At 73.5% G+C, this 13922-nt stretch carries 9 protein-coding genes; 3 read left to right on the top strand and 6 right to left on the bottom strand.

Going from position 1 to position 13922, the window contains the following annotated elements; all coding sequences use genetic code 11:
* The first annotated feature begins 92 nt into the window (after nucleotides 1-92).
* Nucleotides 93-2093: an ABC transporter ATP-binding protein gene (locus SM611_RS08265; RefSeq protein WP_371948485.1), complete on the top strand. Its 2001-nt coding sequence runs from the start codon at nucleotides 93-95 to the stop codon at nucleotides 2091-2093.
* On the opposite strand, the gene SM611_RS08260 is transcribed toward SM611_RS08265, so the two are convergent.
* Nucleotides 2090-5659 carry an AAA family ATPase gene (locus tag SM611_RS08260; RefSeq protein WP_371948483.1) on the bottom strand — a complete coding sequence of 1190 codons (3570 nt, stop codon included), beginning with the start codon at nucleotides 5657-5659 and terminating at the stop codon, nucleotides 2090-2092. The two genes, SM611_RS08265 and SM611_RS08260, sit on opposite strands and share 4 nt — an antisense overlap.
* Nucleotides 5660-6040: 381 nt before the next feature.
* On the opposite strand from SM611_RS08260, the gene SM611_RS08255 reads away from it, so the two are divergent.
* The gene (locus SM611_RS08255) at nucleotides 6041-6376 is read left to right on the top strand and encodes an STAS domain-containing protein (RefSeq protein WP_371948482.1); all 336 of its coding nucleotides are present in this window, start codon (nucleotides 6041-6043) and stop codon (nucleotides 6374-6376) included.
* Nucleotides 6377-6391: 15 nt separating this feature from the next.
* Here the strand turns inward: SM611_RS08255 and SM611_RS08250 are convergent, their stop codons facing one another.
* The 5 genes from SM611_RS08250 to SM611_RS08230 form a co-directional block, all read right to left on the bottom strand.
* Nucleotides 6392-7165 carry an SGNH/GDSL hydrolase family protein gene (locus tag SM611_RS08250; protein ID WP_371948736.1) on the bottom strand — a complete coding sequence of 258 codons (774 nt, stop codon included), beginning with the start codon at nucleotides 7163-7165 and terminating at the stop codon, nucleotides 6392-6394.
* A gap of 109 nt (nucleotides 7166-7274) precedes the next feature.
* On the bottom strand, nucleotides 7275-7874 hold the full coding sequence (locus SM611_RS08245; RefSeq protein ID WP_371948735.1) for a GTP-binding protein: 600 nt from the start codon (nucleotides 7872-7874) through the stop codon (nucleotides 7275-7277).
* 40 nt (nucleotides 7875-7914) lie between these two features.
* The gene (locus SM611_RS08240) at nucleotides 7915-8373 is read right to left on the bottom strand and encodes a DUF742 domain-containing protein (protein ID WP_371948481.1); all 459 of its coding nucleotides are present in this window, start codon (nucleotides 8371-8373) and stop codon (nucleotides 7915-7917) included.
* Nucleotides 8374-8403: 30 nt separating this feature from the next.
* Entirely contained in the window at nucleotides 8404-8853 is a 450-nt protein-coding gene (locus SM611_RS08235; RefSeq protein ID WP_173396277.1) for a roadblock/LC7 domain-containing protein, read from the bottom strand.
* Nucleotides 8850-12014 carry a sensor histidine kinase gene (locus SM611_RS08230; protein WP_371948479.1) on the bottom strand — a complete coding sequence of 1055 codons (3165 nt, stop codon included), beginning with the start codon at nucleotides 12012-12014 and terminating at the stop codon, nucleotides 8850-8852. The genes SM611_RS08235 and SM611_RS08230 overlap by 4 nt, the downstream gene beginning before the upstream one ends.
* A gap of 845 nt (nucleotides 12015-12859) precedes the next feature.
* Here SM611_RS08230 and SM611_RS08225 point away from each other — a divergent pair.
* On the top strand, nucleotides 12860-13843 hold the full coding sequence (locus SM611_RS08225; RefSeq protein WP_371948478.1) for an ABC transporter substrate-binding protein: 984 nt from the start codon (nucleotides 12860-12862) through the stop codon (nucleotides 13841-13843).
* Nucleotides 13844-13922 lie beyond the last annotated feature (79 nt).

Raw genomic sequence — 13922 nt, 5'->3', positions numbered from 1 at the left:
GCTATGTGACACATGAAGCGGACATCGTCCTCCTTACGGCGCACACTGCCCCTGGCGGGGGGTACGCGGGCAGGACGCGCGGAGGGCGGCGCATGGGTGCAGGACGGCGTTTTTCCAGGCCATTCACGCTGCGCGGGAGGGAGCGGCGCGGCCGTCGCCGCCGCGGGCCGCTGCCCGACCCGGGGCTCCCGGAGGTCGTCGTCGCCTGGCACGCGCGCGACAAGGAGCTCACCGAGACGAGCATGGTCACGATCGCGCGGCGGTTCCCGGCCACGATCCTCCAGGCGGCGCGCCTCGCGTGGCGGGCGAGCCGCGCCGACACGGTCGCGGCGGTCTCCCTGAACATCGCCGCCGGGTTCTTCACGGCGTTCTGGCTGCTGGCAACGACCGGCGTGCTGTCCGCGCTGTTCAGCGCGGCGCCGACGCCGTCCCGGGTCCGCGACGCGCTGCCGTCGCTGGCGCTGGTCGCGGGCGCGGTGGCGCTGCGGGCCGCGCTGCAGGCGGGCGCCGGCTGGGCGCAGGCGCGGCTGGAGCCGCAGGTCGAGCGGCTCGTCGAGCTGCGCCTGTACGAGGCGACGACCGCGGTGGACATGACCGCGCTGGACGACTCCGACTTCCTCGACGATCTGAAGCGCGCCCAGGGGCGCGGCATGATGTCGGCGCCGATGGTCGTCCAGCACGCCGTGGACGTGCTCACCGGCGCCATCGGCATGATCGCCGCCGCCGGGACGCTCGGCGTGCTGCACCCGCTGCTGCTGCCGCTGCTCCTGCTCACCGCCGTCCCCGAAGGGTGGGCGTCCGTCCGCAGCGCCCGGATGCGGTACATGATGATGCTCTCCCTAGTGGGGGTGTCGCGGCGCAAGTGGATCCTGTCCGACCTGATGGTCGACCGGAAGCACGCGGCGGAGGTCCGGTCGTTCACGATGCGCCGGTTCCTGCTGGACCAGTACGACCGGTCGGCCTCCTACCAGCGGCGCGTCGAGCTGGACGTCGCGCGCCGCCAGCTGGCCGTGAAGGTCACCGGCGACATGCTGAAGGGCGCCGCGACGGCGCTCGTCTACGTCGCGCTCGGGGTCATGCTGTGGAAGGGCGCGGTGCCGCTGGCGGTCGCCGGCACGGCGGTGCTGGCGATCAGGTCCGGCCAGACCTCCCTGGCGAACCTCGTCTACGCGGTCAACCGGTGCTACGAGGAGGGCCTGTACTTCGGCGACTACGTCGGCTTCTGCGAGGCCGCGGAGAGGCGCATCCCGTTCCGCGCCCTCGGCCCGGCGGCGGCGGAGTGCGCGCGGCTGCCCGACGACTTCGCGCACATCCGCGTCCGCGACGTCGTGTTCACCTATCCGGGCGCGGACGCGCCGTCCCTGCGGGGCGTCACGGTGGACGTCCGCAAGGGCGAGGTCGTCGCGCTCGTCGGCGAGAACGGGTCCGGCAAGACGACCCTCGCCAAGATCATGGCGGGCCTGTACGACCCGGACGCCGGCGAGGTGCGGTGGGACGACGTGCCGCTGACCGCCGTCCGCCCGCGGGACGTGTGGGAGCGCATCGCCGTCATCGCGCAGGAGTACACGCACTGGCCGATGACCGCGCGGCAGAACATCACGATGGGCCGCGGCCGCGACCACGCCGACGGCGACCCCGAGGACGAGGCGATGCTCGCCGCCGCCCGCGCGTCCGGCGCCGACGAGGTCGTCGGGGAGCTCGCGCTCGGCTACGGCACGCTGCTGGACCGCCGGTTCAAGGGCGGCGCCGACCTGTCCGGCGGGCAGTGGCAGCGGCTCGCGGTCGCGCGCGGCTTCTTCCGGGACGCGCCGCTGCTGATCTGCGACGAGCCGACCGCCGCCCTCGACGCGCGGGCCGAGCACCAGCTGTTCGAGCGGATGCGCACGCACGCCGACGGCCGCACCGTGCTGCTGATCACGCACCGGCTCGCCAGCGTCCGCCACGCCGACCGGATCTACGTGCTGGAGCACGGCCGGGTCATCGAGGAGGGCGACCACCGCGCGCTGATGGCGCGCGGCGGCCTCTACGCCGACCTGTACTCCCTGCAGGCCGCCGCCTACGGGGCGGACGGCACCCGGGCGCAGGCCGGCTAGATGTAGAGGCCGTAGCCGCCGTCGTCGGGGCGGGGCGGGGCGTCGGGGAGGTCCTCGGGCCGCAGCAGGCCCACCTCCGCAGCGCCGACCTCGCGGCCCTCGTCGTGCTTGGCGGTGATGCGCTGCGCCTGCCGGGAGATCGCCGCCTCCAGCAGGTTGCGGACGAGCCGGGCGTTGCCGAACGAGGCGCCGCGCGGCTGGGCGGCGACCCGGTCGCGCAGCGCGTCCAGCACGCCGCCGGCCAGCTCGAACCCGGCCTCCGCCGCCATGAACTCGAAGATCGTGACGAGCTCGTCGTCGGTGTAGTCGGGGAACAGCAGCCGCTTCGGGAACCGGGACTTCAGCCCCGGGTTGGCGTCCAGGAACCGCGCCATCTCGGCGTCGTAGCCGGCGACGATGACCACCAGGTCGCCCCGGTGCTCCTCCATCAGCCGCAGCAGCTCGGCGATCGCCTCGTGGCCGAAGTCGCGCCGGTCGCCGCCCGCGGACGACAGCGCGTACGCCTCGTCCACGAACAGGACGCCGCCGAGGGCGCGCTCGACCGCGCCCCGCACCCGCGGCGCGGTCTGCCCGACGAACTCGGCGACGAGGTCGGCGCGGGTGACCTCCACCAGGTGCCCGGACGACAGCAGGCCCAGCCGGGCGAAGACGGCCGCGATCAGCCGCGCGATCGTCGTCTTGGCGGTGCCCGGGTTGCCCATGAACACCATGTGCCGGGCCGGCGGCGCCGGCGACACCTTGGCGTCGCGGCGCAGCTGCTCGGCGCGGACCTCGGCGACGAGCGCGGCCACCTCCCGCTTGATGTCGGCCAGCCCGATCAGCCGCTCCACCTCGGCGAGCGGGTCGCCGGGGACGTCGTCGCGGCCGCGGGTCAGCGTGTCGGGGACGTCCTCCAGCAGGATCACGTCGAGGGACTCGGTCTCGTCCACGATCCCGTCGGCGAGGACGCGGCGGCCCTGCATCGCGACCGCCCGGTCCAGCAGGTTGGTCATGATGCGGACGTTGCCGAGCCCGCGCTCGCGGGGCGCCGCCTCGACCAGCGCGCGGACCTTGTCCAGCACGCCGGGGGCCAGCTCGAACCCCGAGCCGGCGGCCTTGGCCGCGAACACCTCCACCAGCTCGTCGTCGGTGAGGTCGGCGAAGGCGATCGTCCGCGGGAAGAACGCGGCCAGGTCGGGGTGCCCCTTGAGCAGCCCGTTCATCTCCGCGGGCGGGCCGGTGAGCACGACCACGAGGTCCTCGGTGTGCGCCTGCACGCTGGTCAGCAGGACGTCCAGCACCTCCCGGCCGCGCGCCGCGTCCGCCGCCGCCGAGACCAGCGCGTGCGCGTCGCGGACCAGCAGGACGCCGCCGTGCGCCTGCTCCACCGCCCGCCGCACCCGCAGCACGCTCTCGCTGGCGTACTCGCCGAGCAGGTCGGCGCGCTCCACCTCGACCAGGTGGCCGGACGACAGGACGCCGAGGTCGGCGTAGACGCGGCCCAGGATCCGCGCGACCTTGCCCTTGCCCGTGCCGGTGTTCCCGGTGAACACCAGGTGCCGGGGGCGCGTCCGCGCCCTCATGCCCGCCTCCTGGCGCAGCCGCGCCGCCTTGGCCTCGGCGATCAGCGCGTCGACCTCGCGCTTGGCGGGCTCGATGCCGACGCAGGCGGCCAGCTCGGCGAGCGGGTCGGTCTCGGCGGGACGGCCGGCGATGAGGTGCTGCGGCAGGTCGGCGGCGGTGACCTCGACCGGGTCCGCCGCCCGCGCGCGGGCGGCGGCGACGGCCTCGCCCGCCATGTGCTCGGCCAGCCGGGCGCCGCGCAGGTTGCGCAGCGGCGGGGTGCGGCGCAGCATGCCGCCCGCCGACGCCGCGACCTCCGGGGCGACGCGCGCGCCGCGCCGCGCGACGGCGAGGGCGAACAGCTCGGCGAAGTCGTCCTCGCCGAAGTCGCGGGTGCGGGCGACGTCGAACGCCCGCACGAGCGCGGGGTTGGCGTCGAACAGGCGCCGGTCGCCGCCGGGGCGGCACAGCGCGACGACGTTGAGGGACGGCGCGCGGGCCATGAGCCGCCGCAGCTCCTCCGCGGCGGCGGCCCCGCAGCGCTCGTGGCCGGCGAGCTTCTCCAGGTCGTCCACGACGAGGAGCATCCGGCCCTCCAGGCAGTCGCGGACGCGGGCCTGCAGCCACAGGACGGCGTCGCTCACGCCCAGCGACGCGAACACCTGGTCGGAGATCCACAGCGCCTCCCGGACGGCGCCGCGCCCGGCCAGCAGCTCCTCCGCGATCTCCGCGGCGGTGCCCTTCCCGGTGCCCTCGGGGCCGGTGACGAGCAGCCGGACGGCCCGCTCCCCCGCCAGCCGCGCCGCCACCGCCTCGCGCAGCGCCCGGGACAGCTCCGGCTGCCCGACGAGCCCCGGCTCCGGCACCTCCGCCCGCTCGGGCCGCTCCGCGGCGCCGCGGTCCCCGCCGTCGTCCCCGCCCGTCCGCCCAGGGCCGAACTCCAGCGTGTTCAGGATCCGCCGCGCGCTGAACAACCGCCGCAGGTCGGCCTGGAATGGGCGCACGGGGACGCGGCACCGCGGGCTGGCCGCCGCTTCGGGCAGCCCCTGCACCGCCCCGGTGACGCGCACCGCCATGTCCAGCCAGGCGCGGGCGGCGTCGGCCTCCCCCGCGACGAGGCCCCGCGCCAGCCACGCCCGCACGCGCTGCTGCCACGCCTCGGCGGAGAACCCCTCGCGCGCGGCGCGGAAGCGCTCCTCCACGTTCTCGTAGCGCGTGGTGCCCAGCACGACCGCCAGCTCGGCCGGGACGACGGACACCTCGGCCGCCAGCAGCAGCCGGGCCAGCGCCGCGTCCGGGTCGTCCCCGTCGGCGACGGCCCCGGCCAGCCGCTCGTGCGCCGCGTCCAGGCCCTGGCACACCCAGCCCAGGTACCCGACCGGGCCGGCCAGCTCCGGCAGGACGGCCAGCTCCTTCTCGGTCAGCGCGGAGGCCCAGGCGTCCTCCAGCCGCCGGTTCGGGACGGTCATGTCGGCCTCGCGCAGCGCCGGGTCGGCGGCGCGCCGGTCGAACAGGCCCATCAGCGCCTTCCGGCGCCGCTCGATGGGCTCCAGTCCCTCGAAGACGTCCAGCCCGGCCCGCGCCAGCTCGAACATCACCGCGCGCCGCTCCGGGTCGTCGCCCGCCGGCTCGGGCAGCCACAGGCCCGGCGGACGCCACCGCCCGCCCTGCGTGAACCACGCCGCCGGGTCCCGGACCGCCGACTCCGGCGTCGCCAGGAAGTCCGACAGCAGCTCGTAGTCGACGTCGCCGCGCGACCCGCCGCGCACCGCCGACGCCCCCAGCAGGAACGTCAGCAGCGACCACTGCTCGGCCCCCGCCGCGCTGGTGCGGTCCCCGTAGAAGTCGCTGAGCTGCCGGGTCAGCACCACCGCGCGCTTGTCGGTGTTGTAGGCGACCGCTCGTTCGCGGATCTCCTCGTAGAGGCCGTCCGGCACGCGCCAGGGACCGTGCGCGTACACGTCCAGCACGGGCTCCTCGGTGAGCAGCACTTCGAGATGGTCCGGCAGCCGGGGGGCACTCACTGCGTCCTTCTCCCTGTTCTTTGCTTCGCCCTCGGCGTCAGGCGCTGGGGCGCCTTCCTTCGGCGGGCGAAGCGGCGATCGCTGCATCGCGTCCGACTCGCCTGGCGGCTCGCTTCGCGATCAGGTTCTCGCTTCGCTCGAACCTGGCTTCGCACGCGATCGCAACGTCGAGGTCGTCGCGGGTCGGGCCTACGGACATGTGCCTTTCGGTCGGCGCGAGGCTGGGGTGGCGGTTGCTCTAGGCACAGTAGCCGGTTCCGCTCTCGTTGCGAGGGTCCGCGCGGCGGGTTGGCAGGCGAGGCCCCGTCGGCGATAGTTGTCGAATGGAAAGCATCGGCGGACGGCCCTCCTCCGGTGCCGCTCACAAGAGGGGAATCCCCCGTGCCACCTTTGGAAGTGACCACGCGGTCGGACGGCGGGCGCGCCGTCGTCCGGCTGTGCGGAGAGCTCGATATCGCCTGCTCGGAAGACCTGCGCAGGGACCTGAACGAGGCACGCCGCGAACACGGCGAGCACCTCGTCCTCGACCTGGCCGGCCTGGAGTTCATGGACTCCCACGGCCTGTCCGTCATCGTCGCCTGCTTCAAGGCGACGACCGCCGCGGGCGGCAGCCTCACCCTCGCCGGCCCGCGTCCCATCGTCCGCCGCGCCCTGGAGATCACCGGGCTCCACCGGCGCATCCCGGTGACCGAGACCCTCGCGGAGGCGCTGCTCTAGCCCCGGCCGCCCGGGTTACAGCGGCGAGGGGGTGGGGCGCTTGGGCGCCCGGCCGTCGCCCGAGGAGCGGCCGGTGGCGCGGCGGCCGATCCAGGGGACGAGGTAGGTGCGCGCCCAGCGGACGTCCTCGCGGCGCATGGTGAGCCAGTCGGCGCGGTCCAGCGGCGGCCAGGGCTCGCGCCAGTCGCCCTCGACGGGGACGCCGACCACGCCCGCGACCAGCAGGGCCATCCGGCGGTGGCCCTCGGGCGACAGGTGGAGGCGGTCCTCGTGCCAGGCGCGGGGGTCGTTGAACGCGCGCAGCGGCCACAGGTCGACGACGTCGCAGCCACGGCGGTCGGCGATCGCGCGCAGGTGCATGTTGTAGGTCGCCGCCTTGCCGCGGATGCGGGATCCGGAGCGCAGCCCGCGGGTGTCGAAGCCGGTGAACACCACGACGCGGGCGCCGGTGCCGCGCAGCCTGCGGACCGCGTCGTCGAACACCACCGCGAGCGCGTCCGGGTCGGCGCCCGGGCGGATCATGTCGTTGCCGCCGGCGCACAGCGTGACGAGGTCCGGGGCGAGGCCGACGGCGATCGGCACCTGGTCGTCCACGATCTGGCGGACGAGCTTGCCGCGGACGGCGAGGTTCGCGTAGCGCAGACCGGGGTTCCGCTCGGCGATGTGCTCCGCGAGCCGGTCCGCCCAGCCGCGGAACACGTCGTCCTCGCCCGGGTAGGGGTCGTTCAGGCCCTCGGTGAAGCTGTCGCCGAGCGCAACGTACGTCCCGATCTGCTCCGTTTCGCGCATCGCGACCCCCAGCACGGATTCATGGTCGATCACGAAGATTAATCATGCATCGCGCACACGACCTACGCGACCGTAACCGTCCGGCGGGCTCCCGACGGGCTCCCGGCGGCTAGGTCCAGCTCGGCGACGTGGTGCCGGGCTGCTGCGCCTGCGCGGCCGCCGGCCCGCCGCCCGCGTGCACCGTCATCGCGTGCTTGACCAGGGTGATCAGCACCTGCTTGGTGGACTCGCGGCTGCGCGCGTCGCACTGCACGATCGGCACGTGCGCGCTGATCGACAGGGCCTCGCGGATGTCCTCCACGGCGTACTGGAACTCCCCGTGGAACCCGTTGACGCCCACCACGAACGGCAGGCCGAGCTCCTCGAAGTAGTCCACCGCGGCGAAGCAGTCCTCCAGCCGGCGGGTGTCGACCAGCACGACGGCGCCGATCGCGCCGCGCACCAGGTCGTCCCACATGAACCAGAACCGGTGCTGCCCGGGCGTGCCGAACAGGTAGAGGATCAGCTCGCTGTCGAGCGACACGCGCCCGAAGTCCATCGCGACCGTGGTGGTCGTCTTGTCCGGCACGGCGGACAGGTCGTCGACGTCGGCGCTGGCCGCCGTCATGACCGCCTCGGTGGTGAGCGGCATGATCTCCGAGACGGAGCCGACGAAGGTGGTCTTGCCGACGCCGAAGCCGCCACCGACGACGATCTTGACCGAGGTCAGCTCGGCCTCTCCGCCGTGCGGCCCGGGGGCCGGGACCTGGTCAGAGCTTCCGAAGGCCACTGAGCACCCTTTCTAGCAAGCGGAGGTCCGGCTGTCCGCCGGCGGTGGTTGCGGGCTGCGACTGGTGCAGCCGCAGCAGGCCCTCGACGGCCATATCGGCGACGAGCACGCGCGCCACGCCGAGCGGCAGGCGCAGCAGCGCGGACACCTCGGCCACCGAGCGGGCGGACCGGCACAGATCCATGATCGCCCGGTACTCCGGGGTCAGCACGGCCACGTCCCGGGGCGGATACGGCGCCGCGGTGACCAGCGCCTCGATGGCGAGGTCGTAGCGCGGCTTCGTCCGCCCCCCGGTCACCGCGTACGGGCGGACCAGCGAGCTGGTGTCGCTGTCCTCCCGCTCGGGCGGCCGCCCCGGTGCCCGGCCCTGGTCACCCGGCCAGCGCCCGGGGCCGCCCGGGACCCCGGGACCGCCTCCGTAGTGACTGCCTCGATCCATGTCGCCGACCTCCGTCAGAGTCAGTCACGGTCAATAGCGGGCGGGGCCGGCGCCCATCTCGGTCACGGACGGCCCGGAGTACGGGGGCTGCTGCTCCTGGGCGCGCAGCGCGGGGGTCAGCACCCGGCCCACCCGCTCCACCAGCAGCGTCATCTCGTACGCGACCAGCCCGAGATCGCAGTCGGGCGCGGCCAGCACCGCGAACACCGACCCGTTCGTGATGGACATGACGAACAGCAGCCCGCGGTCCATCTCCACGACGGTCTGGTTCACGCCGCCCGCGTCGAAGATCTTCGCCGCGCCCTGCGTCAGGCTCATCAGCCCCGAGGCGATCGCCGACAGCTGGTCGGCGCGCTCGGGCGGGAAGCCCGCCGAGTACGCCATCGGCAGCCCGTCCGAGGAGACCACGACGGCGTGTGCGACCTTCGCGACACGGTCCGCGAAGTTCGTCACCAACCAGTTGAGATCCTGCCCGCTCACCGCGTGCCTCCTGTCTCGCCGTCACCCTGTGACGGCGCCTCACCTGACGTGCCTGTCCCGCGAGCCTCGTTGCGTCCACGGTGGACGCCGCGCTGCAGGCTCGCGAAGCGGCTGCGTACGACATCGGCCGACTGGCCGTAACTCTCCTGGCCCTGCATCTGCCCCGGCGCCTGGCCGGGCATCGGCGGCCCTGGCGGCGGCCCCTGCGGCTGCCGTGCCGGCGCGGGCTGCGGCTGCCCGGCGCCGCCCGCGGGCGGTCCCGCCGGCGCCTGGGCGTGGCCGACCGCGCCCGGGACGCGGTTCTTGCCCGGCACCCGCTTGGGCAGACCCACGGTCGTGCGCGACGTCGCCACGGGCTGGCGGGCGGCCTCGGCGGCACGGAACCCGGCGTCCGCGGGCGACTCCCATCCCTTCACCGGATCCTCCCCGGACGTGCTCCCCGACCTGCGCTGGAACCACTCGGACTGCATCGCGTCGAAGATCGGCGAGCGCTCGGGCACCCGCGGCGCCTTCGGTTCCGGCTGCGCGGGCGGCGGCGGGGCCGCGGCGGCGCGCATGGCCGGCTCGGGTGCGGGCGGTTCCGGGACGTACTCCTCCGGCGGGTTCGGCGCGGGCGCCGGCGGCGCGGTGTCGGCGTAGCCGCCGGCGCCGCCGACCGGGAGCGGCCCGGTCTCCCACGGGATCTGCCGCGCGGCGCCGGGCTCCGGCACCGCCGGCTGGGCCTCCGGGACCACGGACTGCGGTCCGGTGCGGCCGGCCGGCCGGAAGCCGCCGTTGCTCGCGGCGGGGCCGCGGCCGGCGGGCGGCTGCGGGCGCTCGTTGCGCGGCTGGAACAGGCCGTTCGGGGCGCCGTCGTCGGACGGGCGGTCCGGCAGGTGCCGGCCCGGCTCGCGGATGGGCAGCTCCCCCGGCCGCCGCGGCGGCTGCTGGTCGCCGGGCTGGTAGGGGTCCTCCGGCGGACGGTGCCGGTCGCGCGGCGGGCGCCGCTCGATGGGCGGCACCACGGGCTGCGCGCCGGTGTCGGCGAACCCGCCGACCGGGATCGGGCCCGTCTCGTTGATGACCGGCTGGGCGTCGGTGCCGCCCCGGACGGAGCGCAGCGGGCCGGTGCCGCCGACCACGGGGCGCGGGCCGGTCCCGATCGAGCCGTAGCCGTCCTGCCGGAAGGCGCCGCCCGGCTCCGCGGCCGTGGTGGTGAGCGCGGCGAGCTGGCCGTGCGAGCCGGACTCGCGGGGCCCGAGGCCGCGTGCGCCGATGCCGCCGGTCTCGCCGGGCGAGACCGCCGCGTCCGGCAGCACCACGAACGCGGTGAGGCCGCCGCCCTGCGCCGCGCGCAGCTCGACGCGGATGCCGTGCCTGACGGCCAGGCGGCCGACCACGAACAGGCCCATGCGGCGGGCCGCGGAGAAGTCGATGACGGGCGGGTTCGCGAGCCGCCAGTTGGCCTGCTCCAGCTCCTCCGGCGACATGCCCACGCCGTTGTCGGTGATCTGCAGCATGCAGCCGCCGCCGCTGAGCATCTGCCCGGAGACGGTGACCTTGGTGTGCTCGGAGGAGAACGCGGTGGCGTTCTCCACCAGCTCGGCCAGCAGGTGGACGAGGTCGTTGACGACGGGGCCGGCGACCGCCATGTCGCCTTGAACCCGGAGCGCCACCCGCTCGTACTGCTCAACCTCGGACAGCGACGCCCGGACGACGTCGATGAGCGGGACCGGCTTGTTCCAGCGCCGCACCTGCTCCTGGCCGCCGAGGACGAGGAGGTTCTCCGAGTTGCGCCGCATGCGGGTGGCCAGGTGGTCCAGCCGGAACAGGTTGGCGAGCTGCTCCTCGTCGCGCTCGCTCTGCTCCAGCTCCTCGATCAGCCGCAGCTGGCGCTCGATGAGCGACTGGCTGCGGCGGGAGAGGTTGACGAACATCGCGTTGATGTTGCCGCGCAGGACCGCCTCGTCGGCCGCCAGCCGGACCGCCTCGCGGTGAACCTCGTCGAAGGCCCGCGCGACCTGGCCGATCTCGTCCGTGGAGTCGATCTCGATCGGCTCGACCTCGATGCCGCCGGCGGCGGCCTCCGGATCGCGCAGCCGGTCGACCAGCCCGGGCAGCCGGGTGCTGGCGACGTCGAGCGCGCCGGCCTGCAGCCGGCGCAGCGGCCGCACCAGCGACCGCGCCATGATGACCGTGACCAGCAGCACGACGGCCAGCACGATGGCGATGATGACCGCGTCCATGATCGAGGACTGCTGGGCCTCGGCGCCCCGCTCGTCGCTCTGCGCCTTGATGTCACCGGCCAGCCGCTGCTCGACCTCGCGCATCTTGTCGATCATGCTGGTCATCGAGTCCCGGATGACCTTGGCCGACCGGGCGGTGCCGAGGGAGCGCAGCAGCGGGCCGCCGGACGTGCCGGCACCGGAGATCACCCGCTGCCGCACCTGGCGCGCCTGGTCGATCCTGGTGCCGACGACGGTGTCCTCGTAGAGCTGGGCCTGCTCCAGGGTCGCCGAGTCGCGGAAGGCCGCGAGCTCGCTGTCCTCCTGCGCGCGCGCCGCCCGCAGCTCGTCCAGCTCGTCGGCGGCCAGCCGCTTGGCCCGCGCGCCGGTGAGGAGCAGCGCCCGCTCGCGCGAGACCGCCTCCTTGGCGCGGGCGAGCGCGCCGAGCGCCCGGCTCGACTCCGCCAGGCCGCCGTCGGCCACGTTCTGCGAGATACCGTCGAGGACGGCGATCAGCTCGTTGGTGGCCTCCGTGTACTTCTGCAGCACGATGAAGGCCGGCACCTTGGTGCCGACCACGAGCGAGCGCAGTGCCTTGACGCCGTCCAGGCGGCTGAGGACCGCGCGGGCGTCGCGGACGGCCTCGGCGCCGTAGGAGCCGTCGATCGCCGACGCGGACGAGCGGACCGGCTGGATCCGCGCGTCGGTCCTGCGTTCCTGAGCTTGCAGTTCCGGCAGGAGCGCCCCGGCGCGGTTGGCCGCGGCGTACTCGACCGCCAGGTCCCGTTCCGCCGTGAAATCCTGGACGAACTGGGTGATTCCCTGCCCCAGCTCGGCCATCTGCTCGACGCGTCCGTAGGTCTCCGCCTCGCTGACGGAGCTGGAGATGCGCACCCCGGCGAGCACGACGGCGGCGACCGTCGGAACCAGGATCAGGACGATGAGCCGCTGTGGCACACGCCAGTTGCGCAGGCTCAACCTACTGCCTGACCGTGTCGAACGGTCCGACTGAACCTCGACGTTACCTGTTCGAGGACCGTCGCGACCTTCGTCGCTTGGTTGCATCCGCCGCTAACACCCTCTCCACACGATGTCGCACACTCTCCGTGGCCTCACAGGCGCGCAGGGTTAAAGCGACATCACCTCCACCCTCGGCGTCCGACATTGCAGCACATTCCCGGATAGGCCGCAAAGGACCATAGGTCAGCGGATAAAGACCAATGCGCGGATCGCGAGTTTATGCCCATATGTCCGTTTTCTTGAGCACGGACGATCACCCTGCGTACAGGTCGATATGGTCGCCAAGTGTTCACGGACCGTAGCAAGTGCTGCTCGGCCCATCATTTTGCCCGGTCCGGCGGCGAGAGCACATCGCGACCGAACCGTGACCCGTCACGCTCTGAATTGACTTGGCAATGGATTGTCACCGAAACCCCCGCAATCCCCTGCGCACACGAATGAGCCGACGGCTTAGGGTGTCCTATTGGACTCGATATTCGATAGTGCTCGAACACCCGGCGCCGCGGCCCGCGGGCCTCCCGGCCCACCCCCGGCCGGGACCCGCCGGCCGCCCCGACCGGCCGGTCATCTGCGGCAACGGGGCGGTGCCGGACCGCCGCTTAGGACACAAGAGAGTCACGCAATTCGGAGCCAAACCACCCAAGTCGCACACTTCGCGATACCCTCCCTCGAACGTGATCTTCAGGCGTGGCGCTGTGGTGGCTACGGTCGTTCCCCTGGCTCGCATGCCCCGATCCACAGCCATGCCGAAGCGACTTCCCCCCGCGAGTTAAGGAGTGCCCATGCGGCAATCCCTCCGTCTTTCAGCACTGGTCAGCGCCTTCGCCCTCGTCCTGTCCGCCGCCGTGGGGTGCGGCGACTCCGACGACTCCGGCAAGGGCGGCCAGGGCCTGGAGAAGAGCACCATCACGGTGGCGGCGCTTCCGCTCGCCGACAACGTCGGCGTGTACATCGCCCAGAAGCAGGGGTTCTTCAAGGAGGAGGGCCTCAAGGTCGAGGTCAAGCCCGTCCAGCAGAGCACCCAGGCCATCCCCGCTCTGATCAAGGGTGACGTGAACGTCATCGCCGGCGCGAACTACGTGTCGTTCCTGCAGGCCAACGAGAAGGGCACGCTCAAGCTCAGCGTGCTGGCCGAGGGTGCCACGCTGTCCTCGCACACCTTCGACCTGCTGGTCATGCCCGACTCCAAGATCCGGTCGCCCAAGGACCTCGAGGGCAAGAAGGTCGCCGTCAACATCCTGAACAACATCCAGTCGCTGACGCTGAACGCGATCCTCAAGGCCAACAACGTCGACCCGTCCAAGATCGAGTACGTGACGGTGCCCTTCCCGCAGATGGCGGTCGCGCTGCAGAAGGGGCAGGTCGACGCGATCCACGCCGTGGAGCCCTTCACCTCCGGCACCGAGAAGGAGCTCGGCGCCCGGGTGGCGGTCGACGGCGGCACCGAGCCGGTGACCGACCTCCCGATCAGCGGTTACGTCAGCACGCAGGACTTCGCGCAGAAGAACCCGAAGACGGCCGCGGCGTTCCAGCGGGCCATCATCAAGGCGCAGAAGCTCGCCGTCGGCGACCGCAAGGTCGTCGAGCAGGCGCTGCCGACCTACACCAAGATCGACGCGAAGGTCGCCGGCGTGATCACGCTGCCGGGCTACCCCACCTCGCTGAACGCCACGCGCATGCAGCGGACCGTTGACCTCATGCTCTCGGACGGCCTGCTCAAGCAGAAGCCCGACATGAAGTCGATCCTCTTCCAGCCGACGGCCTGACGGCGAGCACTGATCCCTCTATGGCACACCAGACGACGCCACCCCGTGGCCTCTCGCGTCCCGGAAAGTGGGCGCGGGG

This window comes from Actinomadura monticuli (genome assembly GCF_041463655.1).
In the GTDB taxonomy this organism is placed as follows: domain Bacteria; phylum Actinomycetota; class Actinomycetes; order Streptosporangiales; family Streptosporangiaceae; genus Spirillospora; species Spirillospora monticuli.
Note: the sequence above shows the minus strand (reverse complement) of the source record. Positions and strands in the feature narration are given on the sequence as shown.

Excerpts from the sequence above, each read along its gene's own strand:
- SM611_RS08265 (WP_371948485.1), top strand. The coding sequence starts at position 93 with ATGGGTGCAGGACGGCGTTTTTCCAGGCCATTCACGCTGCGCGGGAGG.
- SM611_RS08250 (WP_371948736.1), bottom strand. The coding sequence starts at position 7,165 with ATGCGCGAAACGGAGCAGATCGGGACGTACGTTGCGCTCGGCGACAGC.
- SM611_RS08240 (WP_371948481.1), bottom strand. The coding sequence starts at position 8,373 with ATGGATCGAGGCAGTCACTACGGAGGCGGTCCCGGGGTCCCGGGCGGC.
- SM611_RS08225 (WP_371948478.1), top strand. The coding sequence starts at position 12,860 with ATGCGGCAATCCCTCCGTCTTTCAGCACTGGTCAGCGCCTTCGCCCTC.